Raw genomic sequence first — 24,989 nt, forward strand, 5'->3', positions numbered from 1 at the left:
GCCCTCGTTGCGGGGCGGCTGGATTCGGCCACTCGACTGCATGCCCTGGCCGCCTTTCCCGCTGTTGGGAAAGTGCGCGAACTCTAGGCAGAGCGGGGATGAATGACTGTAGGAAAACTACCTAAGCCGAGAAAATACCCCTAGGACGACGTCGACGAAGATGTGTCGGAAGGTGTGCTTCGGCGACGAGACGCCATTTCATTTCCCATGGCGGCCAGCGAGTCTTCTAGAAGACCGGCGCGGGCCGCAGCGAAGGCCTGGCCGTCCTCGATGGCCATGTGGGCGTCGTAAAGATCGATGTAGTGAAGTAACGAAGTCTCGTCCAGGTCGGCAGATTCGTTGCGCGTCCAGGCCAGCAAAGGTTCACGCAGCTGAGCCCACAGCCGCGTCATCTCCCCATGGTCGGCATGCAGGCGATCGGCCATGTCGGCCAGGCCTGCGGCACGCAGGCGCGGCAGCACGTGGCGCTCTTCGTCCTCGTGGTGGGCGGGGCCGGCCTTGTCGAAATAACGCAGCACGTCAGCGGCAGCGTCGCGGGCCTGGGCGTCCACGCCGCGTTCCAGCACATGGGCATGCAGGCGCCGCAGCAGGTCCAGGCTGCGCTGCACGCGCTCATGGCAGGCGGCCAGCATCTCGAAGGGTTGGTCGAAGCCCACGGCGGGGCCGGCATGCAGGACGACGCGGGATGTCATGCCGGCCATTCTCCCGCCGCGACAATGCCCCCATGACCGCCACGCCAGCCCAGCGCGCCGCCGAACTGCGCGCCCAGCTCAACCATCACGCCCATCTCTATTACGTGCTCGACCAGCCGGCCCTGCCGGATGCCGAGTACGACAAGCTGTTCCAGGAGCTGCAGGCCCTCGAGGCGGCCCACCCCGAGCTGCTGACACCAGACTCGCCGACACAGCGCGTCATCGGCGCCGTGCTGCCGGGGTTGACGCCGGTGGCCCATGTCGTGCCCATGCTGTCGATCACGACGGAGACCGACACGACGGAGGGCGGTGCCATCGCCTTCGATGCCCGCGTGCGCCGCGAGCTGGGGCTGAAGGAAGGTGACGCGCCGGTCGACTACAACGCCGAGCTGAAGTTCGACGGCCTGGCCATCAATCTGCGCTACGAGGCCGGTGTGCTGGTGCAGGCCGCCACGCGTGGCGATGGCGAGACGGGCGAGGACGTCACCCACAACGTGCGCACCATCGGCCAGATCCCGCTGCGCCTCAAGGGTGACGCACCGCCGGTGCTGGAGGTGCGCGGCGAGGTGTACATGCGCCGCGACGCCTTCGAGGCGCTGAACGAGCGCCAGCGCGCCAAGGGCGACAAGACCTTCGTCAACCCGCGCAACACGGCCGCCGGCGCCATCCGCCAGCTCGACTCGCGCCAGGCGCGCGACAAGCCGTTGAGCTTCTATGCCTATGGCCTGGGCGAGGTGCAGGGCTGGGACCTGCCGGCGACGCAGTCCGGCCTGCTGGACGCGCTGGCCGTCTTCGGCCTGCCGGTCAACGACATGCGCACGGTGGCTGCCGGCACGGCTGGCCTCGTCGAATTCCACCAGCGGGTGGCCGAAGCGCGCGACGGCCTGCCCTTCGATATCGACGGTGTCGTCTACAAGGTCAACTCGCGCGAGCTGCAAACCCGGCTCGGCTTCAAGACCCGCGAGCCGCGTTGGGCCGTGGCCCACAAATATCCGGCCCAGGAGCAGGTGACGACGCTGCTGGCCATCGACATCCAGGTGGGTCGCACCGGCAAGCTGACGCCGGTGGCGCGGCTGGACCCCGTCTTCGTTGGCGGCACGACGGTCAGCAACGCCACGCTGCACAACGTCTTCGAGATGCGCCGCAAGGGCGTGCGCGTCGGCGACAAGGTCATCATCCGCCGCGCCGGTGACGTCATTCCCGAAGTCGTCGGCCGCCTGCCGGGCCAGCGGCCGAGCTATGTGCCCAACTTCCACATGCCACGCGCCTGTCCCATCTGCAGGAGCGAGGCGGCGCGCGAGCAGGGCAGCATCGAATACCGCTGCACCGGCGGCGTGTTCTGCCCGGCCCAGCGCAAGCAGGCCATGCTGCACTTCGCCGGCCGCCGCGCCATGGACATCGAGGGCCTGGGCGACAAGCTGGTCGAGCAGCTCGTCGACGCCGGCATCGTGCAAAGCCTGCCCGGCCTCTACAAGCTCGGCGTCGCCAAGCTCGCGGCCCTGGACCGCATGGCTGAGAAGAGTGCCCGGAACATCGTCGACGCGCTGGAGAAGAGCAAGACGCCGACGCTGGCGCGCTTCCTGTTTTCGCTGGGCATCCGCCAGGTCGGCGAGACGACGGCCAAGGACCTGGCCCGCCATTTCGGCACGCTGGACAAGCTGATGAACGCCAGCGTCGAGCAGCTGCTGGAAGTGCCCGACGTCGGCCCCATCGTCGCGGCCAGCATCCACACCTTCTTCGCCCAGCCGCACAACCGCGAGGTCGTCGAGCAACTGCTGGCGGCCGGCGTGGCTCCGAAGGAAAGCGAAGGCGAGGCCGACGACCGGCCGCGACCGTTGCTGGGCAAGACCCTGGTGCTGACCGGCAAGTTCCCCGTGCTGAGCCGCGACGAGGCCCAGGCCCTCATCGAGGCAGCCGGCGGCAAGGTCAGCGGCTCGGTGTCCAAGAAGACGAACTACGTCATCGCGGGTGAAGACGCGGGCAGCAAGCTGGACAAAGCCCAGGCGCTGGGTGTGCCGGTGCTGGACGAGGCGGGCCTGAGGGATTTGCTGGCAGGTTGATCAGGGCCGGTGGGCAGGCAGCGCGTCCGGCCCCAGCACGCCCTTCACGTGTGCCCATTCGGGCACGGTCTCGAACAGATGGTCGATGAAGGCCCGCGTCTTGGCCGGCATCAGGCGGCGACTCGCCGTCAGCAGCGTCACCGGCAGCGGCTCATAGCTCCATTCCGGCAGCACCGGCACCAGGGTGCCGGCCTCGATGTCGCTGGCCACCATGCCGAAGGGGAAGCTGGCGATGCCGCCGCCGGCCCGCGTCAGTGACAGCACCAGGCCGATGGAATTGGCCTCCAGCGGGCCATGCAGATCCACCTCGGCCGTCTGCTTGCCGTTCAGCAGCTTGCGGTACATGCCCTTGGCCTGGCTCAGCACGACGAAGTCATGATCGGCCAGGTCGGCCGGCGTCTGTGGCGCGGGCCGGGCCTGCAGATACACCGGACTGGCGTAGAGGCCACGCTCCAGCAGCATGTAGCGGCGGGCGATGAGGTCGGGTTCGTCCACGGGCCCCATTCGCACCACCACGTCATAAGGCTCGTTGAAGAGGTCGACGCGGCGCGGCGTCGTGTCGATCTCCAGCTCCACCTTGGGATAGCGGCGCACGAAGCGCGAAAAACTCTCGGCCAGCACCAGCATGGCGAACTCGGCCGGCACTGAAACACGCAGCCGCCCCTGGGGCGTGGCCTCGCGCGAGGCCAGCCAGTGGCGAGTCTCGGCGATGTCGTCGTCGTGGCGCGCGGCGCGCTCGGCCAGCTGTTCGCCCAGTTCGGTCAGCGTCAGCCGGCTGGCACCCGGCACGAAGAGGCGAGCCCCCACCGAGGTCTCCAGCGCCGTCAGGCGCCGGCTCAGCGTGGCCTTGGGCAGGTCCAGCTGCCGGGAGGCCTCGGACAGCGATCCGGCCTTGTGAACCTGGGCCAGCAGCAGGAGGTCGTCGATCTTCATGGCGTCGGAGGTCTCGTTTTATTTCGTTTCGTTTCTGGAACGGTCCGTTTGAGTTTCGTGGCTATTCACAGGAAATGGAACTCTCTACAGTCCGCCGCACGATGTCAACACCCCGTCTTCTCCAGCCCCAAAGGCACCGCATCGGTGCCGGCTTCCAGGCCGACGGCCTGCGCGAGCCGCTGGCGTTGCTCGACCCCTTCATCATGGTCGACCACTTCCGCATGAGCGAGTCGGTGTTCGCGCCCCATCCCCATGCCGGCTTCTCGGCGGTGACCTATCTTTTCGACGATTCGGCCACCGGCCTGGTCAGCCGCGACTCCCTGGGCGGCGAGCACGCCATCCCTCCGGGCGGCCTGCACTGGACCCTGGCCGGGCGCGGCGTCATGCACGACGAATTCCCGGCCGAGCCTGGCCGCGAAGCCCATGGCCTGCAGATCTTCGTCAACCTGCCGGCCGACCAGAAGCTGCGCGCGCCCACCGTGATGCGCCTGGCCCCGGAGCAGATGCCGCGCCGCGAAGGCGAGGGCTGGCGCGCGATTCAGGTCTTTGGTGCCGACACCGCCTTGGAACTGCCCTGGTCGACGTCCCTGGTGCTGGTCGACATCGCCGCCGGCGCCACTTTCGACTTCGTGCTGCCCGAGGGTGAGCAGGGCTTCGCCCTCGTCATCCAGGGCAGTGGCCGTACCAAGGAACTGCCGCTGAGCGCCGGCCGGGCCCTGAGCCTGCCCGTGGGCGGCGGCGCCCGCGTCAAGGCCGACGAGGCCCTGCGCCTGGCCTGCTTCTGCGGCCGGCCCCTGCATGAACCCGTGGTGCGCCACGGCCCCTTCGTCATGAGCGACGAAGGCCAGGTCGTGGCTGCCCTGCAGCGATTCCAGTCCGGCGGCATGGGCCGCCTCAGCCCCCGACAACTCTGAACACGCGAAAACAAGGAACTCGAAATGAACGCACCGCAAGAGAACAACGCCGCCCCCAAGCCTGCCAAGAGTGGCCCGCCCGTGCCCCTGCTCATCGTCGGCGCCATCCTGCTGATCGGCGGCATCGGCCTGGGTGGCCGCATGTGGTGGCGCAGCCAGCATCTGGTGGAGACCGACAACGCCTTCGTCGCCGGCCGCATCCACCCGGTCGCGACCCGCGTGGCCGGTGTCGTCACCGAGATGCGCATGCAGGACAACGCCATCGTCAAGGCCGGCGACGTGCTGCTGCGCCTGGACCCGGCCGACGCGGCCGTGCAGATCGAGCGCCTCAAGGCCCAGATCGCCCAGTCCGACGCGAGCATCGCCACCAGCGCCGCCCAGATCGCCCAGGCCAAGGCACAAGCCGCGGCGACGTCCTCGCAAGTGACGCAGGCCGAAGCCGTGCTGGCCCGCACCGAGTTGGACGCCAAGCGCAGCCAGACCCTGTTCGGCGCCGAACTGCGCGCCACCTCCAAGCAGGAGCTCGACGCCGCCATCGCCGCGCGTGACGTGGCTCGCGCCGACCTGGCCGCCCGCAAGGCCAGTGCCTCGGCCGCCAAGGAAGCCGTCGTCGCTGCCGAAAGCGCCCGCCAGTCGGCCAACGCACAGAAGAGCGCGACCCAGGCCCAGCTCAAGGATGCCCAGAACCAGCTCGGCTATGTCGAGCTGAAGGCCTCCAGCGACGGCCGCATCGGCAAGCGCACGGTCGAAGTCGGCCAGCGCGTGCAGCCGGGCCAGCAGCTCGCGGCCATCGTCGAACCCGAGACCTGGATCGTCGCCAACTTCAAGGAGACCCAGCTCGCCAGGATGAAGCCGGGCCAGAAGGTGCATGTCAAGGTCGACGCCTTCCCGGGCAAGGACTTGCTCGCCCATGTCGACAGCTTCGCCCCGGCCTCGGGCGCCAGCTTCGCGCTGCTGCCGCCGGACAACGCGACCGGCAACTTCACCAAGATCGTCCAGCGCGTGCCGGTCAAGCTGGTGTTCGAGGCCGAGAGCCTGAAGGAACTGGGCGAGGCGGCGAACCGCATCGTGCCGGGGCTGTCGGTGCAGGTCGAGGTCGAGATCGCTGAGTAAGCGACCATGGGCAACGAAAACTACCTCCCGCCGCCGCCCGACCAGAAGGTCAGCGGCCGCACCTGGCTGGCCGTGCTGGCCAGCCTGCTGGGTGCTTTCATGGCGGTGCTGGACATCGCCATCACCAACTCCTCGCTGCGGGACATCCTCGGCGCGCTGTCGGCCACGCAGGAAGAGGGCTCCTGGATTTCCAGCGCCTACCTGGTCGCCGAGATCGTCGTCATCCCGCTGGCGGGTTTCCTGGCGATGGTCTTCTCCACGCGCCGCTACCTCGTCGTCAACGTCGCGCTGTTCCTGATCTTCAGCACGCTGTGCGGCATGGCCTGGAGCCTGGAATCGATGATCGCCTTCCGTGCGGCCCAGGGCTTCACGGGTGGCGTCATGATCCCGATGGCGATGACCCTGGTCACGCGCAAGCTGCCGCTGAACAAGCGCCCCATCGGCCTGGCCCTGTTCGGCATGACGGCGACGCTGGCCCCGACCCTCGGCCCGACCGTGGGCGGCTATCTGACCGAGCTCTATGGCTGGCCCAGCATCTTCTACATCAACTGGGCCCCCGGCATCCTGCTGATGCTCGGCGTCAGCATCGGCCTGGACAAGGAGCCGATGAACCTGAAGCTGCTGCGCGACGTCGACTGGTGGGGCATTGCCTTCATGGCCATCGGTCTGGGCTCGCTGACCGCGATGCTCGAAGAGGGCAATGCCAAGGACTGGTTCCAGAGCCCCTTCATCATCACGGCCGCCGTGCTGGCCATCGGTGGCATCTACGGCTGGGCCTGGCGCGGCCTGACGCGCAAGAACACCTTCATCGACCTGCACATCCTCGGCCGACCGAGCTTCCTGATCGCCGGCGTCATCGCCTTCACGACCGGCATGGGTCTCTATGGCTCGGCCTTCATCCTGCCGCTGTATCTCGGCCAGATCGCGAACTACACGCCGATGCAGATTGGCATCGTCATCATGTGGATGGGGCTGCCGCAGCTCTTCATCATGCCCTTCGCGGCCAAGCTGTCCACCAAGCTGGACAACCGCGTGATGATGAGCCTGGGCCTGGCGCTGTTCGCGACGTCCTGCTTCATGAACACGCACATGAGCGCCGACACGGCCGGCCCCGAGCTGTTGGCCGCGCAGATCGTGCGTGCCCTGGGCCAGCCGCTGATCATGATCACGCTGACCAATTTCGCGGTGAATGGCATCCCGCCCAACCTGCTGCCGAGCGCCTCGGGCATGTTCAACATGATGCGCAACCTCGGCGGCTCGGTCGGCATCGCCACGCTGGCCACGCTGCTCACCAACCGCGAGCATCTGCACAGCGCCCGCGTGGGCGAGGCCGTCAGCCTCTACGACCCGGCGACGCAAGCCCGCCTGGACACGCTGGCGCAGAACTTCGCCAGCAAGGGCATGGACCTCGCCACCGCTCAGGACATGGCCATGAAGGCCCTGGACAACGTGGTGCGTCGCGACAGCTTCGTCATGGCCTACAACGACGCCTTCCTCATTCTCGGCATCGCCCTCATCAGCTGCGTGTTCATCGTCTGGATGAGCAAGAAGGTGCTCGGCGGCGCCGCCGCCGCCGAAGCGGCCCACTGATTCGAAAAGAGAGATCACCATGATCCAGCTCAAGACCGTCCTCACCCTCGTCGCCACCGCGGCCCTGGCCGCCTGCACGACGCTGGGCCCCAACTACCAGGCGCCTGCCGCCAACGCACCCGCGGCCTACCGCGCGGCCAGCCCCGTGGCCGGCGCCGAACTGCAGCGCGACTGGTGGCTGATGTTCGGCGACGCTCAGCTCAATGCGCTGGAAGCACAAGCCCTGCAGGCCAGCCCCACGCTGGCCGCAGCGGCCGCTCGAGTCGAGCGAGCCCGTGCCGTCTATGCCGGTGTCAGGGCCGACGAACTGCCGCGCGTCGACGTCGGCGGCAGCGTCACCAGCTTGCGCACCTCGGCCAAGTCGGTGACGACGCCGGTCCTGGGTGGCCAGGCCATCACCTTCGACGGCACGCAGACCGGCATCCAGGCCTCGCTCGGCTGGGAACTCGACCTCTGGGGCCGCGTCAAGCGCCAGGCCGAGGCCTCGCAGGCCCAGCTCGATGCCACGACGCTGGACGCCGCCGCCGCCCGCGTCGCGCTGACGGCCGACGTCGCCGCCGCCTACTGGCAATGGCGGGCCCTGGCCGATGAAGGCCTGGCCCTGCAACGCCTGCGCGACAGCCGCGCCAACGCCTTCAAGGTCGCCCAGACTCGCTTCGATGCCGGTTCGTCGACCACCCAGGATCTCGAGCGCGTGCGCGCCGAACTCGCCTCGGCCGATGCCGACGTGGCCGACCTGCCGCGCCGCCAGGCCCTGGTGCTGAACCAGATCGCCGCATTGACCGGCCAGGGGGCTGCCGACCTCAAGCTGCAGGCCGGCTACTCCCTGCCGGTGCCGCCGCAGATCCGCGCCGGCCTGCCGTCCGAGCTGCTGCAGCGCCGCCCCGACCTGGCCCAGAGCCTGGCTCAGCTTCACGCTGCAACCGCCCAGGTCGGTATCGCCGAAGCCGCCTTCTATCCGTCCATCCGCCTGACCGGCAGCTTCGGCTACCAGAGCAAGGAGCTGGGCGACCTCGTGTCGGCCCCGGCGCGCCTCTACAACTTCGGTCCCAGCATCTCGCTGCCCCTCTTCGAAGGTGGCAAGAACAAGGCCAATCTGGCCTCGAGCAAGGCCCAGGTCGACGAGTCCCTCGCCGTCTTCCGCGGCCGCATGCTGCAGGCCCTGCGCGAAGTCGACGATGCCTTGGCCGAACTGCAGGGTCGCGCGACCGTCGTGGAAGCCCAGAACCGCACGCTGGAATCGAGCAGCCAGGCCCTGAAGGTGGCCACGAGCCGCTACGACAAGGGCGCCGTCAGCTATCTCGACGTGACCGAGGCCGAGCGCACGCCGCTGGCCACCGAGCGTGCCCTGGCGCAGCTGCGCGGTGCGCAATGGGCCGCCACGGCCCAGCTCGTCAAGGCGCTGGGCGGCGGCTGGGCCCAGCAGGGCAGCTGAGGACCGTCCTCAGCGCCGGTTTTCGTCGAACTGTTCGGCGCCCGGCACGGCCTGAAGCCAGGGCTCGCGACGCTTGACCCAGAGCTCGTAGCTGGGCACCAGTGGCGTGGGCGCCTGCGACAGGACGCCGAGCTTGATCTCGGCCTCCTGCTCGTCGAGCGAAAACAGCCGCGACCCGCAGTGGGGGCAGAAGCGCTGGCCGTGGAACTCGGCCGTCTCGCCGCTGGACTCGAACTGCGCGGCCGGCCAGACGGCGTAGAAGGTGAAGGCCGAGCCGCTCTCCTTGCGGCAGTCCATGCAATGGCAGATGCCCACGCGCAGCGGCGCGCCGCGCACGGCCAGTTGCACCCGGCCGCACAGGCACTGGCCGACGTAGCGGGTGTCGTGGCTCAACGCAGGTCCTTTGTCGAACAGACATGTTCGTGGCCATCTTCCCAGGCCTTCAGGAATCGCCGGGTTTCCGCGAGCCCCGCCGGCGGCACTCGCGCCGACCACTGCGCCTCCCAGGCTTGCACCGCATCCCCTTTGCCCTGGGCCAGGCCTGCCAGCATGCCGAGCACCAGGATCTGTTCGTTCAGGGCCTCAGGCATCGGGCCGGGCGGCTGGGCCAGCAGCTGCCGGGCCTGTGACTCGACGGCAGGCCAGTCGCGGCGCGACACCGAGGCGTACAGCGCCAGCACCTGCAGGGTGCGCGGCGACAGCCCCGGTTGGGCTCGCTGCCAGGCGGCGACATCCCACAGCGCCTGCTGATCGGCACCGTCGACGTGGCCGAGCACGGCCTGCGCCAGGTTGGCGAGGTAGATCAGCAGGCTGTCTTCGTCCAGAGCCGTCGCCCCCTTGCGCTGGGCCTGCAGGGCATCGACCAGGCGCGTGAGCCCGTCGCCGCTGTGGTCGCTGCCGGCATCGTGGCCGTCGAAGCGCTGCAGTGCCGCGACCGCCTGCTGGCGTGCCTCGAGGATGGGATGGTTGACGGCGGGACCGAGCCGGGTCGCGGCCGGCAGCGCCGCACGGCAATCCAGCACCGGCAGCACCGGCAGGCCCGACGTGCCCACGCGCAGCAGCAGCGTGGCCTGGGCCCCCTGGAAGCGCTGCCGTGGCGCGTTCAGCGAGATCGTCGGGAAGAAGTCGGAGTGGGCGCGGGCCGCCTGCATGCGCACATAGCTGCGCAACACGGCCGGCCCGCCCACGCGGCGCGCCGCCAGGTCCGCCGGCGAGCGCAGGCCGACGCGCTTCAATTCGGCCGACAGCGCCTTGGTGCGCCAGGGCAGGTCGCTGAGCGGCGCCAGCTTGTTCTGCGGCGCCAGGATCAGCATGTCGGTGGAGTCGACGAAGTAGAGCTCGCTGTTCGGGAACTCGCTGATCAGGGCCGCGATCATCTCGGCCAGCAGCGCGTCGGAAATCTCGTAGCCGTGCACCCACTGCACCAGCAGGCCGTCGGGCTTGAGGCTGCTCCTGACGCGGCGGTAGAACTCCTGCGTGAACAGGCTGGCCACGCCGCTGACCCAGGGGTTGGAGGGCTCGGACGCCACGATGTCGTAGCGCTGCTGGCCGCGGGCGAAGAACTCCCGCGCGTCCTCGAAATGGACATGCGAGCGCGGATCGGCATAGGCCCGCACATTGCGGACGCCCAGCGCCTTGGCGCCTTCCCACATGGCCGGCTCGATCTCGATGCTGTCGACGCGGCGCGGTACGGGCGAACCCAGCAGCGTGTGGGTGCTGAGCCCCGACCCCCAGCCGATGACGGCGATGTCCTGGGGCTGGGGATGCGTCGACAGCGCCAGCGCCCCGAGCATCAGCATGGTGATCTCGTCGGCGCTGGGCGGCTGGTCGAGGGCGGTCCAGCCTGCGTCCGGCTTGCCGTTCGTCGCGATGATGGAGAGGTTGTCCTTGCGCACGACCGAGATGCTGGCGGTCGCACCGTCGCGATAGAACTGCAGCTCGCGCCCGCGGGTGTCGGTGTTGCCATAGCGGAAGACGCCCGCGGACTGCAGCAGGGGATCCGGCCGCCCCCACTGCAGCATGCCGCCCAGCACGACCGCGCCGAGGGCCGCCGCGACCACGCTGCTCCCGGTCCAGCGGCCGGGGCTGGAGCCGCGCAGCAGGGCCAGGCCTATGCACAGGTCGGCGGTCGCGGCCACGAGCAGCATCAGCCCCACGCCGAGGGCAGGCATCAGCCAGTGAGCCGCCACCAGCACGCCCAGGATGGCGCCCAGCGTATTGGCCGCGTAGACCTGGCCGATGGCCCGCTCACCGGCGCCGCGGCGCAGCAGGGCCGCCGTGAACAGCGGCAGCGTCATGCCGGCGAAGAAGGCCGCCGGCATCATGATGAGCAGGGCGATGCCGGCCGTGGCCAGGTTGTAGAGGGTGTAGCCGGCGGCGCTGCGCGCCAGCGCCTGCAGCAGCCACGGTACCCAGTTGTAGGCGCTGCCCAGCAGGCCCACCGAGACCATCGCGCACAGGCCCATGGCCACCTGCACGAAGCCGGCATAGCGCACCAGGTCGCCGATGCGGTCACCCACGCGCCTGACCCACAGGCCGCCCAGGGCCAGGCCGGCGATGAAGGCAGCCAGCATCAGCTCGAAGCTGTGCAGGCTGCTGCCCAGGGCCTGGTTGAGCATGCGCACCCAGCCCAGTTCGTAGGCGAAGGAGGCGGCGCTGGACAGGAAGGTGGCGACCAGCAGGGCGGGCAGCAGGCGGCCCGGGCCGGCGTCTTCCGGATGGTCGGCGGCCGGCGCGGCGGCGATCGCGCCACCTTCCCGCGAAGCCAGGCTCAGGGCCAGGCTGGCCGCGGCCACGGCGAGGTTGAGCCCGGCGGCGGCCTGCAGGGCGCCCGGCATGCCGACGGCCGGCAGCAGGCCGAAGGTGGCCACCAGGGCCCCGAGGGCGGCGCCGATGCCATTGGTGAAGTACAGGCCGCCCAGGGTCTGCCCCTGCTGGCTGCCGGGCAGGCGCAGCACGCCGACCGCCAGCAGCGGGAAGGTGGCGCCCAGCAGCACCGTCTGCGGCGCGATCAGGGCCGCCGCGCTCAGCCATTGCCAGGTCGTGGCGGCGCCGGCGCTCTTCAGGGCCGGCAGCACATGGTCCTGGCTGTAGGCGCTGTAGGCGACGAAGACGACGTGGAAGATCAGGCCGAACACGCCGATCAGGGCTTCGGCGCCGGCGTACAGCGCGATGGGGCGACGCAGCCGCGCCGTGATGCGGCTGACGCCCCAGGCGCCCAGGGCCATGCCGCCCATGAACATCATCAGCACCAGAGTCTGGGCATAGGCCGCGTGGCCGAGCGTCAGACCCAGGTAATGCGTCCAGATGGACTGGTAGATCAGCGCCGCGCATCCCGACAGCACGAACAGGAATTGCAGGGTCCAACGCGTTCTGGCGGCAAGGGGAGCGGTGCTCATCACGTACTGGGTGGGGAGGGGTTGGTCAGCAGGGCAGCCGCCATGCGTGCGGCCGCACCCTGGTGGGCACGGGAGAAGACCTGGGCCCGCGCGGCCATGGCCTGGCGGGATGCCTCGTCGCTGCAAAGGGCCAGGCCGCGGATGACGGCGTCGTGCAGGTCGGCGCAACGCAGGGCCGCGCCGGCGGCAATCGCCAGGTCGGCCGCTTCGGCGAAGTTGAAGGTGTGGGGCCCGGCCAGCACGGGGCAACCGCAGGCCGCGGCCTCGATGAGGTTCTGGCCGCCCAGGGGCTCGAAGCTGCCGCCGAGCAGGGCCACGCTGGCCAGGCCGTAGTACAGCGGCATCTCGCGCATGGAGTCGCCCAGCCAGACGTCGGCGGCGAAGGCCTGGGGCGGCGGCTCGTCGGTCCAGGCACTGCGGCGCGCGAGCTTCAGGCCGGCGGCTTCGATGAGTTCGGCGAGCTCGTCGAAACGCTGGGGGTGGCGCGGCACGATGGCCAGCAGCGGGCGCGGGGAGGGCTGCTTGACCCACTCGTCGAGCAGCGCCTTCTCCTCGCCTTCGCGGCTGACGGCCAGCATCAGCACGGGTCGGCCCAGCTGGCGCGCCCAGGCCTGGCCGCGGGCGATCAGGGCCGGGTCCATGGCGATGTCGTATTTCAGGTTGCCGGCGACCTCGACGCGGGCCATGCCCATGGCGCGAATGCGCTCGGCGTCTGCTTCGGTCTGGGCCAGGGCCAGGCTCATGCGGCGCGCGGCCGGCCGCATCAGCGCGGCCAGGCGCTGGCCCTGGCGCAGGCTCTTGTCCGACAGGCGGGCATTGGCCAGCACCATGGGCAGCGCGGCTTTTTCGGCCTCGCGCTGCAGCATCGGCCAGACCTCGGTCTCCATCAGCACGCCGAGTCGGGGCCGCCAATGGCGCAGGAAGCGGCGCACGGCGCCCGGCGTGTCGTAGGGCAGCCAGGCCTGGGCATCGCCGTCGCGCAGCAACGACTGACCGGCCTCGCGGCCTGTGGCGGTCGAGTGCGTCAGCAGGAAGCGCAGCGCCGGGTCGCGGGCGCGCAAGGCATCGATGAGGGCACTGGCCGCCCGTGTCTCACCGAGGGAGACAGCGTGGATCCACAACCGGCCGGGCTGGGTCGCCCCCTTGTAGAAGCCCAGCCGTTCGCCGAGGGCGTGGCGGTAGAGCGCTTCCTTGGCGCCGCGCCGCCACAGCCGCAGCAGATAAAACGGCGTCAGCAGCCGCAGCGCGGCCGCATACAGGGCCAGCGCGAGGCCCTCAGGCATCAACCACCCTTGCGCGCCAGTTCATGGGCGGCCTTGAGGCGGCGCATGACGGGGTCGTTCAGCTCGCGGCTGACGGGATTCCATTGCCTGACCTGGCGGTCGATCTCGGTCTGCAGGCGCGCTGCGGTCGCGGCGTCACCCGTGGCCAGGGCCCAGATCGAGTATTCGGCGTGGGCCTCGAAGCTGCCGTACTGGCGCACCGCGGCCTCGAAGCTCTCACGGGCTTCCGCCGAGCGCGAGGTGCCGGCGTAGCAGCGCCCCAGCAGCAGCAGGACCTGGTCGGGCCGGTAGTCGGGACGTTCGGCCTTCAGCGTCTGCAGATGGGGCAGGGCGGCGTCGAAGCGCTGCGACTCGACATAGGCCCGCACAGCGCCGAAGCGCAGGTCGGGGTCGCTGGCGAAGGGCCCTTTCAGCGCACCTTCGTAGAGCCGCGCCGCCTCGGGCGCCTCGCCGTTGTTCAGCAGGGCTTCGGCCAGGCGCATCTGGTTCTGGGCCGACGGCGAGACGTCGAAGGCCGCACGGGCTTCGCGCACATCACGGCCAGGGTCCAGGGCGCGTGCCGCGGCCGACACGGCCTTGAAGGCGCCGCGCTCCAGCCGCGAGTTGGGCAGGTAGACGGCGAAGAAGTAGACCGCGCTGCCCAGCAAGGGGAAGGCGAACAGGATGAAGAGCCAGTACAGCTGCTGGCCGCTGCGCACGACATGGACCGCGCAGAACAGCGCGATCAGGATGTGCAAGCCTCCGATCAATGGCATGTGATTCTCCCTTTGATGAATGGAAGGCGGCTCTCTGGCCGCTCAACCCCTGTCAGTCAACCGTACGCATTCAGCGGGCCGAGCGCTGGGCCGCTCCCGAGCCGGCCCGCCATGGCGATGTGCTTGCGGCTCGATGCCGCAAGCATCGCCGTCCCCTCGGGGGACCGGCCAAGGTAGTCCTTGGACGAGGGGCATCAATGTCCGGCGGCGAAGGTGGCGTCCGGCTTCACGCGCTTGAGTTGCTCCAGCACGTCGTGCTGGATGCGCTCCAGCGCCTCGGGCGTGTGGCCCTCGAAGCGCAGCACCAGCACCGGCGTCGTGTTGGACGGGCGGATCAGGCCGAAGCCGTCCGCGTACTCGAAGCGCATGCCGTCGATGGTGATGATCTCCTGCACGCCCGGCAGGTCGGCCGGCGTCACCAGTTCCTTGAGCTTCTTGACGACCTCGTGGTGCTCGCCTTCGGCACAGGGCACGTTGATCTCGGGCGTGTTGAAGCTGTTGGGCAGGCCCTTCAGCACGGCGCTGGGGTCCTGGCTGCGCGACAGGATCTCCAGCATGCGGCCGGCCGTGTACATGGCGTCGTCGAAGCCATACCAGCGCTCGGCGAAGAAGATGTGGCCCGACAGCTCGCCGGCCAGCGGGGCGCCGGTTTCCTTCAGCTTGGCCTTGGCCAGGGAGTGGCCCGTCATCCACATCAGCGGCTTGCCGCCGTGTTCCTTGATCCACGGGGCCAGACGCTGGGTGCACTTGACGTCGAAGATGATCTCGGCGCCCTGGTTGCGCTTCAGGATGTCGGCGGCCAGCAGCATGATCTGGCGATCCGGCATGATCATCTCGCCGTCCTTGGTGACGATGCCGAGGCGGTCGCCGTCGCCGTCGAAGGCCAGGCCCAGTTCGGCATCGGTGGCGTGGACGATCTTCTTCAGGTCCTCGAGGTTCTCGGGACGCGAGGGATCGGGATGGTGGTTGGGGAAGTCGCCGTCGACCTTGGAGAAGATGTCGATGACCTCGCAGCCGAGGGCCCGCAGGATGGCCGGTGCCGAGGCGCCGGGGATGCCGTTGCCGCTGTCGACGACGACCTTCATCGGGCGGGCCAGCTTGCAGTCCCTGACGATGCGGGCCGAGTACTCGGCGCCGACGTCCATCTTGCCGACGCGGCCCTTGCCCGTGGCGTAGTCCTCGGCCTCGATGCGGCGGCGCAAATCCTGGATCTGCTCGCCATAGACGGCGGCGCCCTTCAGGACCATCTTGAAGCCGTTGTAGTCCTTGGGGTTGTGGCTGCCCGTGACCATGATGCCGGAGTTGCAGCCGTGCTTGATGCGGGTGGCGGCGACGTAATAGAGCATGGGTGTCGTCACGGCGCCGATGTCGACGACATCCAGGCCGGTCGATTGCAGGCCGCGGATCAGTGCTGCGACGAGGCCGGGGCCGGACAGGCGGCCGTCACGGCCGACGGCGACGGCCTTCTCGCCCAGGGCCTTGGCTTCCGTGCCGAAGGCGCGGCCCAGGGCTTCAGCGAGCTGCTCGTCCAAGGTCTTGCCGACGACGCCGCGGATGTCATAGGCCTTGAAGATGGTTGCGTTGACCTGCATGGATGCCTCGAAAACTGGGTTTGAAAATCGCGCCGGATTGTAGGCACGCGCCATGGCTGTCGATCCGTCGCGCCCACTGGCGATCCGTCGCCCGTCCAGGGGGCAGGGCCTGGGGGCCTTCCTACACTGCGCCCCATGACATTCACCCAGGAACTCAACCAGGCCCTGCGCCACCAGCGCATGCTGCTGAAGCACCGGCCGGACCGTTGGCGCTTCAGGCTGCTGATCTACATCATGTGGACCCTGGGTTTCGGCAGCTTCTTCGCCGTGATGGCGGGCCTGCAGCGCGGCAATCTGGGCTCGGCCGACTGGTGGCAGGAGCAGGTGCCGGGCAATATGCTGGTCAGCTTCTGTGTGATGGTCAGCTTCTTCGTCGGCTTCCGCAGTTTCGAGCGGCTGGCCCCGCAGCGCTGGCTGGACACCATCTCGGGCTGGCGCGATTGGCGCTCGGCGATGTTCTTCTCGCTGTCGTCGATCTTCTGTGCCCTGGTGGGCGTCATCGTCGGCCTGGGTTTCGTCGACCGCATCTGGTCGGGCCAGAACCTGCCGCAATTGCTGGGCAACCTGGGCTTCTGGCGCCAGTTTCTGGCGGTTTCGGGCCTGATCTCGGTCGTGGTGGGTTGGCGCTACCGCTCACGCTGGAAGCAGGAGGCCATGCAGGCCCGCGTCACCGAGGCCCAGCTGAAATTGCTGCAGGGCCAGATCGAGCCCCATTTCCTGTTCAACACCCTGGCCAATGTGCAGAGCCTCATCGACTTCGACCCCGAGCGGGCCAAGCTGATGCTGGAGCGCTTCACCGACTATCTGCGCGCCAGCCTCGGCCAGCTGCGCGGCGACACGACGACGCTGGCCCAGGAGTTCGCCATGCTGCAGGCCTATCTCGGCCTGATGCAACTGCGCATGGGCGAGCGGCTCAAGGTGGCGCTGTCCCTGCCGGCGGAACTCGGTGGTGTGGAGCTGCCGCCGCTGCTGGCCCAGCCTCTGGTCGAGAACGCCATCCATCACGGACTGGAGCCCAAGATCGCCGGCGGCACCGTGGCGGTCAACGCCCGGCGCGTCGATGGCCAGCTTTGGATCGAGGTGGCCGATGACGGCCAGGGTCTGGATGCACCGAAGCGCCGCGGTGGCAACGGCATGGCCGTCGACAACATCCGCGAGCGCCTGAAGGCCCGCTACGGCGCTTTCGCCACGCTCGAACTGCTGCCCCGCGACGGTGGCGGTACCCTCGCGCGCATCCAGCTTCCCCTGCCCACGCCAAAGCCATGACGACAGCCCTGATCGCCGACGACGAGCCCCATCTGGCCCAGTATCTGAAGACCCAGCTCGCCCAGGCCTGGCCCGAGCTGGACATCGTCAAGGTCGCCGCCAACGGCGTCGAGGCCGCCGAGGCGATTGCCGACCTCGAGCCCGACGTGGCCTTCCTGGACATCCAGATGCCGGGCCTGACCGGCCTGGAAGTGGCCCAGGGCATCGAGGGCGGCACGCGCGTCGTCTTCGTGACGGCCTACGACCAGTACGCCGTCGAGGCCTTCGAGGCGCGGGCCGTCGACTACCTGCTCAAGCCGCTGAAGGCCGAGCGCCTGGCGGCTTGCGTCGGCCGCCTGCGGCAGGAGGCCGCGGCGCCCGCCGGCGACGATGCCCTGGCCGCCACGATCGCGCGCCTGCTGCCGGCAGCCGGTGCGGCCTCGGCGCGCCTGCGCTATATCCGCGCCGCCCAGGGCGAACTGATGCACCAGATCCCCGTCGACGACGTGCTGTTCTTCCATGCCGACGACAAATACACCGTCGTGCAGACGGCGACGCAGGAGCACCTGATCCGCACGCCCATCTTCGAGCTCAGCGGCCAACTCGACCCTGACCGCTTCTGGCAGGTGCACCGCTCCACCATCATCAACCTCGACCACCTCGCCGGCACGCGCCGTGACGAGCAGAGCCGGCTGTTCGTCCGCATCCGCGGACAGGCCAGGGAGCTGCCCGTCAGCCGCGCCTACGTCCACCTGTTCAAGGCGATGTAGGGGCATGGGGCTGGCGCTAGAGTCGGCCCATGGCCCTGTCGCGCCGCCGCCTTCTGCTCATCATCCCGGCCTCCCTGCCGGGCAGGGCGCGGGCCGGCCCGCCGCTCGAATGGGTGGCGGGGGACCTGCCACCTTTCGCCTGGTCGGCGCCCGGCGGGCCGCGCGGCTACGCGCATGACCTGGTGATGGCGATGGCACAGCGCCTGGATCGAACGACCACGGTGCAATACCTGCCCTGGGCCCGGGCCGTGCGCATGACGGAGCAGGGGGAGCACTACGGCGTCTTCCCGCTCGCCCGCACGCCGGACCGCGAGGCGCGCTTCCAGTGGCTGGTGCCGCTGATGGCGGTCCGCTATGGCCTCTACACCCTGGCGACCGAGTCGCGGCTCGAGCTCGACCAATTGCGGGGCATGCGCGTGGGCGTCTTGCGCGGCTCGCCCATCGCAGCCCATCTGAAGGCCGAGCGGTTCACGACCCTCATCGAGGCCAAGGACTACCGCGACCTGCTGCGCCAGTTGCGCGAACATGCCCTGGATGCCGTCTATGCCGGCACGCCCATGCTTGAGGCGGCGATGGACGAGTACGGCCAGCCGCGCATGCTGTTCGTCCTGCAGACGACGCTCGGCGAGGCGACGCTCTACCTGGCAGCTTCGCTGCGCCTGGATGCGGCCGAGGCGCAGCGCTGGGTGGGCGCCTTCCACCAACTGGAAGAAGACGGGACCGTCGCGCGCCTGCGGCGTCGCTACATCCACTGAGCCCGACATCGGCCTGCAGGGGCATGTCCGAAAACTGCCAGGATCTGGCAGGGCCGCGGCCTAGACTGGCTGCATGTCCTCCGAACTCCTGCCTCCCGAAGCCGCCTACGCCGTCCTCCAGGCGCATGACGTCCGCTTCGACGGGCGGCTCTATGTCGGCGTCACGTCGACCGGCATCTACTGCCGGCCCGTCTGCCGCGTCCGCCTGCCGCGGCGCGAGAACTGCCGCTTCTTCACGACGGCGGCCCAGGCCGAAGCCGAGCGCTTTCGCCCCTGCATGAAGTGCCGGCCCGAGCTGGCCCCGCGGGCCCTGCCGTGGACGACGATGGACGCCTCGAGGACGCTGGCCCAGCAGGCCGCCGCCTGGCTGGACGCCTGCGACGACGCCGAGGCCAGCGTCGAGGACCTGGCCGGGCATCTCGGCATCACGAGCCGCCATCTGCGCCGCATCTTCCAGGCCGAACACGGCGTCTCGCCGTTGCAATACCTGCAGACGCGCCGCCTCCTCCTCGCCAAGGCCTTGCTGACCGACAGCAGCTTGCCCGTCAGCGAGATCGCTTACGCGGCCGGCTTCGCCAGCCTGCGCCGCTTCAATGCCGCCTTCGTCGAGCACTACCGCCTCCAGCCGACCGCGTTGCGCCGCGAAGGCGGGGGTACGGCACCCGTCTCGCGGCTGCGCCTGAGCTACCGCCAGCCCTATGACGTCGCCGGCGTCCTGGCCTTCCTGGCGCCACGCGCCATCGCCGGCGTCGAGGTCGTGGGGGAGGGCGGCGTGACGCGTTCCCTGGCCCTGATGCATGGCGGCGAGCGCCATGCGGGCTGGCTGCGCGTCACCTTCGACAAGGTGGGGGAGGTCGGCGTCGCACTGTCGCCGTCGCTGTGGCCGGCCGTCGGTTCCTTGCTGCCGCTGCTGCGCCGCTGGCTGGACCTCGACGCCGATCCCGAGACCATCGCCGCTGCCCTGGGCGACGGGGCCGTGCCGGGCCAACGCCTGCCGGGTTGCCTGGACCGCTTCGAGTTGACGGTGCGGGCCGTGCTGGGCCAGCAGGTCACCGTCGCCGCCGCGCGCACCTTGGCGGGCCGCTTTGTCGAGCGCTTTGGTGACGAACTGCGCGAAGCGCCCGAAGGCTGCCAATGCCTCTTCCCGACACCCGAGCGCATCGCCGCGGCGACGCGCGACGAGATCGCGTCGCTCGGCATCATCGGCCGCCGCGCCGACAGCCTCATCGCGCTGGCCCAAGCCTGGCCGACGCTGGCCTTTGCCCGCCGCGAGGGCACGCCCGAGGCAGCGGCCGAGGAACTGACGTCCGTCCCCGGCATCGGCCCCTGGACGGCCAGCTACATGCTGATGCGCGGCTGGAGCTGGCCCGACGCCTTCCCGCCCGGCGACGTGGCCCTGCGCAAGGCGCTGAGCGTCGGCGGCGACCTCGTCTCGCCCAAGGCCTACCTCGCGGCCGCGGAGCGCTACCGCCCCTTCCGCAGCTACGCCGTCCTTCATCTCTGGAGAAACTCATGAGCCATCACATCCTGCAGCGCCGCATTGCGACGCCTCTCGGCCCGCTGACGGCCGCCCGCAGCGCCGCGGGCCTGTCGGGCCTGTGGTTTGACGGGCAGAAACATCACCCGGGGCCTCTCGACGTGCCCGAGGACGACGGTTGCGACGTCGTGCTGTCGGCCACCGAAGCGGCGCTGACGGCCTATTTCAGCCACAGGCCTTTCGAACTGCCGCCGCTGGACCCGGCCGGTACGGCCTTCCAGCGCGAGGTCTGGCAGGCCTTGCTGGAGATCGAGCCGGGCGCCTCGGACACCTACGGCCATCTGGCCGAGCGCCTGGGCCGGGCGCAAGCGGCGCGAGCCCTGGGCGCCGCGGTGGGCCGCAACCCGATCTCGGTCCTGATTCCCTGCCACCGCGTCGTCGGTGCCGACGGCTCACTGACCGGTTATGCCGGTGGCCTGGAGCGCAAGAAGGCCTTGCTGAATCTGGAGAATGCGGCCGCATGAAAGCCTTCGACATCGGTGAGCTCGTCCTGCTTGCGGCCCTGTGGGGTGCGTCCTTTCTCTTCATGCGCCTCGGCGCCCATGAATTCGGTCCCATCGCCCTGGCCGCCGTGCGCGTCGGCCTGGCCAGCGTCATGCTGATTCCGTTGCTGGCCTCGCGCGGCCAACTGGCCGAACTGCGCACGCACTGGAAGGGCCTGCTCCTCGTCGGCGCGCTGAACAGCGCCATCCCCTTCGCGCTGTTCTCCTTTGCGGCCCTGTCCATCACGGCGGGCCTGTCCAGCATCGTCAACGCGACGACGCCGTTGTGGACGGCCGTCGTCGCCTTCGTCTGGCTGCGTCAGGGCCTGACGCCATGGCGGGTGCTGGGCCTCGTCATCGGCTTTGCCGGCGTGGCCTTCCTGGCCTGGGACAAGGCCAGCTTCAAGTCGGGTGAGGAAGACCATGCCGGCCTGCTGGCCGTGCTGGCCTGCGCGACGGCGACCTTCTGCTACGGCGTCGCGGCCAACGCCACCAAGCGCTATCTGACGGGGGCCTCGCCCTTGGCCGTCGCCACCGGCAGCCAGTTCGCGGCGGCCCTGATGCTGGCCCTGCCGGCGGCGTGGCTGTGGCCCGCGGCCATGCCGAGCGGTGGTGCCTGGGGAGCCGCCCTGGGCCTGGCCGGCCTGTGCACGGCCCTGGCCTACATCCTCTACTTCCGCCTGATGAGCCGGGTGGGGCCGACGAATGCGGTGTCGGTGACCTTCCTGATCCCGCTGTTCGCCATCCTGTGGGGCGCCATCTTTCTCGCCGAGGCCGTCACGGCGCAGATGATCATCGGCGGCGGCATCGTGCTGGTCGGCATCGCCCTGGCCCTGGGCCTGGTGGGGCCCAAAAAGCGCTGAAGGAAGAGGGCGGTCCCAAGACGTGGTAGCGTGCGGCCCACAAGAAGTGGTAGCGCTACCTTTTGCGCCTGGAGACTGCATGACTTCCTCTTTCCCCGTCCGCCGCTGGGCCCGCGCCCTGGGCCTGCTGGCCCTTCACCTGCTGAGCACGGTCGCCATCGCCCAACCCTCCGGCGGCCCCTATGGCCCGGTGCCGCAGCGTTATGCCGTGCCCAAGGCGGCCCACGTCTACTTCGTGGCGCCAGACGCCAAGGCCGAGGCTTCCGGCGCGTCGATCAGCGAGCCCACGACGATCGAAACGGCCATCGCCCGCGTCGTCACCGGCGACGCCATCGTCATGCGCGGCGGCACCTATCGCACCGGTGGCCTGCAGCTCAACCAGGGCATCACCATCCAGCCTTACCTCGACGAAGTGCCGGTGCTCAAGGGCACGCAGGTGGCGGCCGACTGGCAGAGCCTGGGCAACAACATCTGGCGCACCAGGTGGGCGACGCTCTTCCCCGCCCAGCCCATGGGCTGGTGGCAGCGCGATCGCGAGGGCACGAAGACGCCGCTGCACCGCTTCAACAACGACATGGTCTTCATCGACGGCGAGGCCCTGCAGTCGGCCGGCTGGGAAGGCGAGGTCAGCGCCAAGGCCTTCTATGTCGACTATGACAAGGGCTTTGTCTACATCGGCACCAACCCCGCCGGCCGCCTTGTCGAGATCACGGCCCGCGACATCGCCCTGCACCGGCCCTCGCGCGAGGTGCATGGCAAGGCCTCGGACCGCAAGGGCCCGACGCTGCGCGGCCTGACCTTCACGCAGTACGCCTACCGCGCCATCGACATCGAGGGCAGGAAGCCCGCCACCAAGGTGTCGGAAGAGCCGACCGACGACCCCGTCGGCCCGACGCCAGAAGACCAGCATGGCAAGGAGGTCGTCGGCACGCTGCTGGAGAACGTCACCATCAGCCACTGCTCGCGCGTGGCCGGCTATTTCCGCGGCGACAAGCTCGTCATCCGCAACTCGCTGATCAGCGACACCAGCACCGAGGGCATCTATGTCATCGGCTCATCCGACGTGCTGCTGGAGCGCAACCTGATCCGCCGCAACAACGTCCAGAAGCTGACCGGCTACTTCCCGGCTGCCGTGAAGATCTTCAACCAGTCCAACCGCGTCACGGTGCGCGACAACCTCATCATCGACCAGCCCAACTCCAACGGCGTCTGGTACGACGTGGGCAACCGCGACGGCGTCTTCATCAACAACTACGTGGAAGGCGCCCAGGCTGGCCTGTTCTTCGAGATCTCCAAGGGCGTCACCGTCGCCGGCAATGTCTTCGTCAACAACCAGCAGGGCATCCGCGTGCTGAACAGCTCGGGCGCCAGGGTCATGTACAACACCTTCTTCAACTCGCCGGTGCTGATCGACCGCAACGAGCGCAGCGCCCAGGGCGACCATTTCGGCTGGCATCCGCAGACCGGACCGGACGTCAACGAGCGCGTCGGCCATGTCTTCGAGGGCAATCTGCTGGTGGCCGACACCGGCGTGAAGGGGCCTTTGCTGCGCATCGAGCAGGCTCCCGCCACCTGCGGCAAGGTCACCGAGGCCATGACCAGCCGCGTCGACGGCAATGTCTATCTGCGCGCCGAGGGTGGCAAGGGAGGCCAGCCGTTGATCAGCTGGGCCCCGGTGGCGGCCGCGGCCTGCCAGACGACGTTCGCCAACCTCGACGCCTTGCGCCAGGGCGTGCCGGGCGTGGAGGCCAAGGGCAGGGCGCTTCAGCCCTACGAGGGCGCCGTCTTCAGCAGCCCTGAGTTGCGCCGCTTCGAGCTGGCGCGCGTGCCCGATGGCGTGCAGCCGCTGCCGGTGTCGGCCGATTTGCGCAAGCTGCTGGGCTGGGAGGCCACCCATCTGCCGGGTGCCCTCCCGGCTGTCCGATGAATCGGAGACCACCATGCTCTTCAAGCGCATCGCCCATGTCTGCCTGCATGTGACCGATCTGCAGCGCTCGCTGGCCTACTACGCCAGGCTGGGCTTCACCGAGGTCTTCCACTTCACGCGCAAGGGCAGGGACTTCGGTCGCTATCTGCGGGTGGCTGATCAGTGTTATTTGGAGCTGTTCGAAGAGCCCGAGCGCGGCCCGGTGGTCAACAACGGCCTCGTCCATTTCTGCCTCGAGACCGAGGACCTGGACGGCCTGATGGGCCATCTTGACGCTCAGGGCGTCGCCTACACGCCGAAGAAGCTGGGCGGCGATTTTTCCTGGCAGATCTGGCTGCAAGACCCCGACGGCAACAAGTTCGAGGTCCACGGCTACACCGACAAGAGCATGCAACTGCGCGGCGGCAGCATGGAGGCGGACTGGTGAGGTCGGCGACCGCAGCCGCGCTGTTGCTGGCCAGTACGGCCGCCTGGGCCGGGCCACCGCTGCGCACGGAGGACGATGGCGCAGCTTGCGCCAGTCCGCCGCGCGAAGCCTTTGCGAACCTGCCGTCGATGGCCGCGTTGCCCGACCCCTTCATCGACCGCACAGGCCGCGCCTTGACGCGAAAGGCCGACTGGCCCTGCCGCCGCCGCGAGGTCAGCGAGCAGTTGCAGCGCTTCGAGCTGGGCAGCAAGCCCGCACCCTTGGCAGGCAGCGTCAGCGCCACCGGCGACGCGACTTCGCTGGCCGTCACGGTGAAAGACGGCGAGCGCAGCGTCAGCTTTGTCGCCAGTGTGCAGCTGCCCAGCAGCGGCAAGCCGCCGTACCCGGCCCTGATCGGCATCGGCCGCTCATCGCTGAACAATGCCGAGCTGCTGCAGCGCGGCGTGGCCCTCATCAACTTCCCGAACGACGACATCGCCGAGCAACGGGGCGGGGCGTCGCGCAACCGGGGCAAGTTCTTCACCCTGCATCCGCAAGGCGAAGGCACGGGCGCCCTGGTGGCCTGGGCCTGGGGCGTGAGCCGTCTCATCGACGCGCTCGAACTCGGCGCGTTGCCGGGCATCGATGCGCGCCGCCTGGGCGTGACGGGTTGCTCCCGCAATGGCAAGGGCGCCCTGATGGCGGGGGCACTGGACGAACGCCTGGCCCTGACCATCGTGCAGGAAAGCGGCTCGGGCGGCACGGCTTCCTGGCGCATCTCGGATGCCCAGAAGGCTGCGGGCCAGAACGTGCAGACCCTGGGCCAGATCGTCCAGGAGAACGTGTGGTTCCGCGCGAGCTTCGGCCAGTTCGGCGCCAGCGCTGCGCGCCTGCCCTATGACCATCACCAGGTGCTGGGCCTGGTGGCGCCGCGCGGCCTGCTGGTCATCGAGAACACGTCGATGGAATGGCTGGGTGCCCAGAGCACCTACACCACCGCCCTGGCGGCCCGCGAGATCTGGACGGCCCTGGGCGCGAGGGACAGCATGGGGGTGTCGCAGGTGGGGGGCCATGCCCATTGCGCCTTGCCGGCAGCCCAGGCCGTGGAAGTGAACGCCTTTGTCGACCGCTTCCTCAAGGGCCTGGCAGTCGACACCGATGTCATGCACACCGACGGCAGCTTTGCCGTCGAGCGCGAGCGCTGGATGCCCTGGAGGACTCCCGCGCTGGACTGATCAG

The 24,989-nt window shown here is 69.4% G+C and carries 21 protein-coding genes; 14 read left to right on the plus strand and 7 right to left on the minus strand.

The genetic code is table 11. The annotated features are described in order from the left end of the window. Positions 1-140: 140 nt before the first annotated feature. A complete protein-coding gene (locus AC3WOE_RS19285; protein WP_492692711.1) occupies positions 141-692 on the minus strand; it encodes a hemerythrin domain-containing protein in 552 nt (183 codons plus the stop codon). Positions 693-724: 32 nt separating this feature from the next. Between AC3WOE_RS19285 and ligA the strand changes: the two genes are divergently transcribed. Then, a complete protein-coding gene (gene ligA, locus AC3WOE_RS19290) occupies positions 725-2,752 on the plus strand; it encodes an NAD-dependent DNA ligase LigA (protein ID WP_492692712.1) in 2,028 nt (675 codons plus the stop codon). Here ligA and AC3WOE_RS19295 read toward each other — a convergent pair whose 3' ends face one another. Then, positions 2,753-3,685: a LysR family transcriptional regulator gene (locus AC3WOE_RS19295; protein ID WP_492692713.1), complete on the minus strand. Its 933-nt coding sequence runs from the start codon at positions 3,683-3,685 to the stop codon at positions 2,753-2,755. 101 nt (positions 3,686-3,786) lie between these two features. Between AC3WOE_RS19295 and AC3WOE_RS19300 the strand changes: the two genes are divergently transcribed. From AC3WOE_RS19300 to AC3WOE_RS19315, 4 genes are read left to right on the plus strand one after another with little or no spacing between them, the layout of a single operon-like run. Continuing rightward, on the plus strand, positions 3,787-4,599 hold the full coding sequence (locus AC3WOE_RS19300; protein ID WP_492692714.1) for a pirin family protein: 813 nt from the start codon (positions 3,787-3,789) through the stop codon (positions 4,597-4,599). A gap of 24 nt (positions 4,600-4,623) precedes the next feature. After that, on the plus strand, positions 4,624-5,712 hold the full coding sequence (locus tag AC3WOE_RS19305) for an HlyD family secretion protein (RefSeq protein ID WP_492692715.1): 1,089 nt from the start codon (positions 4,624-4,626) through the stop codon (positions 5,710-5,712). A 6-nt stretch (positions 5,713-5,718) separates the two neighbouring features. Then, the gene (locus AC3WOE_RS19310) at positions 5,719-7,302 is read left to right on the plus strand and encodes a DHA2 family efflux MFS transporter permease subunit (RefSeq protein ID WP_492692716.1); all 1,584 of its coding nucleotides are present in this window, start codon (positions 5,719-5,721) and stop codon (positions 7,300-7,302) included. A 19-nt stretch (positions 7,303-7,321) separates the two neighbouring features. Continuing rightward, on the plus strand, positions 7,322-8,737 hold the full coding sequence (locus AC3WOE_RS19315) for an efflux transporter outer membrane subunit (RefSeq protein ID WP_492692717.1): 1,416 nt from the start codon (positions 7,322-7,324) through the stop codon (positions 8,735-8,737). A 9-nt stretch (positions 8,738-8,746) separates the two neighbouring features. Here AC3WOE_RS19315 and AC3WOE_RS19320 read toward each other — a convergent pair whose 3' ends face one another. The 5 genes from AC3WOE_RS19320 to AC3WOE_RS19340 all read right to left on the minus strand — a co-directional run bounded on the left by AC3WOE_RS19320 (position 8,747) and on the right by AC3WOE_RS19340 (position 15,765). Then, positions 8,747-9,130 (minus strand): GFA family protein, encoded by a 384-nt coding sequence (locus AC3WOE_RS19320; RefSeq protein ID WP_492692718.1) that lies wholly within the window; start codon positions 9,128-9,130, stop codon positions 8,747-8,749. After that, positions 9,127-12,135: a fused MFS/spermidine synthase gene (locus AC3WOE_RS19325; RefSeq protein ID WP_492692719.1), complete on the minus strand. Its 3,009-nt coding sequence runs from the start codon at positions 12,133-12,135 to the stop codon at positions 9,127-9,129. Before AC3WOE_RS19325 ends, AC3WOE_RS19320 begins: the two co-directional genes overlap by 4 nt. Beyond that, a complete protein-coding gene (locus AC3WOE_RS19330; RefSeq protein WP_492692720.1) occupies positions 12,135-13,418 on the minus strand; it encodes a 3-deoxy-D-manno-octulosonic acid transferase in 1,284 nt (427 codons plus the stop codon). Before AC3WOE_RS19330 ends, AC3WOE_RS19325 begins: the two co-directional genes overlap by 1 nt. After that, entirely contained in the window at positions 13,418-14,173 is a 756-nt protein-coding gene (locus tag AC3WOE_RS19335; RefSeq protein ID WP_492692721.1) for a tetratricopeptide repeat protein, read from the minus strand. The genes AC3WOE_RS19330 and AC3WOE_RS19335 overlap by 1 nt, the downstream gene beginning before the upstream one ends. A 194-nt stretch (positions 14,174-14,367) precedes the next feature. Further along, positions 14,368-15,765, minus strand: a complete 1,398-nt coding sequence (locus AC3WOE_RS19340; protein ID WP_492692723.1) for a phosphomannomutase/phosphoglucomutase — start codon at positions 15,763-15,765, stop codon at positions 14,368-14,370. 135 nt (positions 15,766-15,900) lie between these two features. Between AC3WOE_RS19340 and AC3WOE_RS19345 the strand changes: the two genes are divergently transcribed. The 9 genes from AC3WOE_RS19345 to AC3WOE_RS19385 all read left to right on the plus strand — a co-directional run bounded on the left by AC3WOE_RS19345 (position 15,901) and on the right by AC3WOE_RS19385 (position 24,985). Then, positions 15,901-17,031, plus strand: coding sequence for a sensor histidine kinase (locus AC3WOE_RS19345; RefSeq protein WP_492692725.1), 1,131 nt, complete (start codon positions 15,901-15,903; stop codon positions 17,029-17,031). After that, positions 17,028-17,780: a LytR/AlgR family response regulator transcription factor gene (locus AC3WOE_RS19350; protein WP_492692726.1), complete on the plus strand. Its 753-nt coding sequence runs from the start codon at positions 17,028-17,030 to the stop codon at positions 17,778-17,780. The genes AC3WOE_RS19345 and AC3WOE_RS19350 overlap by 4 nt, the downstream gene beginning before the upstream one ends. 29 nt (positions 17,781-17,809) lie before the next feature. After that, positions 17,810-18,535 (plus strand): substrate-binding periplasmic protein, encoded by a 726-nt coding sequence (locus AC3WOE_RS19355; RefSeq protein ID WP_492692728.1) that lies wholly within the window; start codon positions 17,810-17,812, stop codon positions 18,533-18,535. A 73-nt stretch (positions 18,536-18,608) separates the two neighbouring features. Next, the gene (locus AC3WOE_RS19360; RefSeq protein WP_492692729.1) at positions 18,609-20,051 is read left to right on the plus strand and encodes a DNA-3-methyladenine glycosylase 2 family protein; all 1,443 of its coding nucleotides are present in this window, start codon (positions 18,609-18,611) and stop codon (positions 20,049-20,051) included. After that, positions 20,048-20,536: a methylated-DNA--[protein]-cysteine S-methyltransferase gene (locus AC3WOE_RS19365; protein WP_492692730.1), complete on the plus strand. Its 489-nt coding sequence runs from the start codon at positions 20,048-20,050 to the stop codon at positions 20,534-20,536. Before AC3WOE_RS19360 ends, AC3WOE_RS19365 begins: the two co-directional genes overlap by 4 nt. Then, a complete protein-coding gene (locus AC3WOE_RS19370) occupies positions 20,533-21,417 on the plus strand; it encodes a DMT family transporter (RefSeq protein ID WP_492692731.1) in 885 nt (294 codons plus the stop codon). The genes AC3WOE_RS19365 and AC3WOE_RS19370 overlap by 4 nt, the downstream gene beginning before the upstream one ends. 79 nt (positions 21,418-21,496) lie before the next feature. Then, positions 21,497-23,344, plus strand: a complete 1,848-nt coding sequence (locus AC3WOE_RS19375) for a right-handed parallel beta-helix repeat-containing protein (protein ID WP_492692732.1) — start codon at positions 21,497-21,499, stop codon at positions 23,342-23,344. A gap of 13 nt (positions 23,345-23,357) precedes the next feature. Next, the gene (locus AC3WOE_RS19380; protein ID WP_492692733.1) at positions 23,358-23,771 is read left to right on the plus strand and encodes a VOC family protein; all 414 of its coding nucleotides are present in this window, start codon (positions 23,358-23,360) and stop codon (positions 23,769-23,771) included. Next, positions 23,768-24,985, plus strand: a complete 1,218-nt coding sequence (locus AC3WOE_RS19385; protein ID WP_492692734.1) for a glucuronyl esterase domain-containing protein — start codon at positions 23,768-23,770, stop codon at positions 24,983-24,985. Before AC3WOE_RS19380 ends, AC3WOE_RS19385 begins: the two co-directional genes overlap by 4 nt. Positions 24,986-24,989 lie beyond the last annotated feature (4 nt).

The sequence above is a fragment of the Roseateles sp. FW305-36 genome, assembly GCF_058787015.1.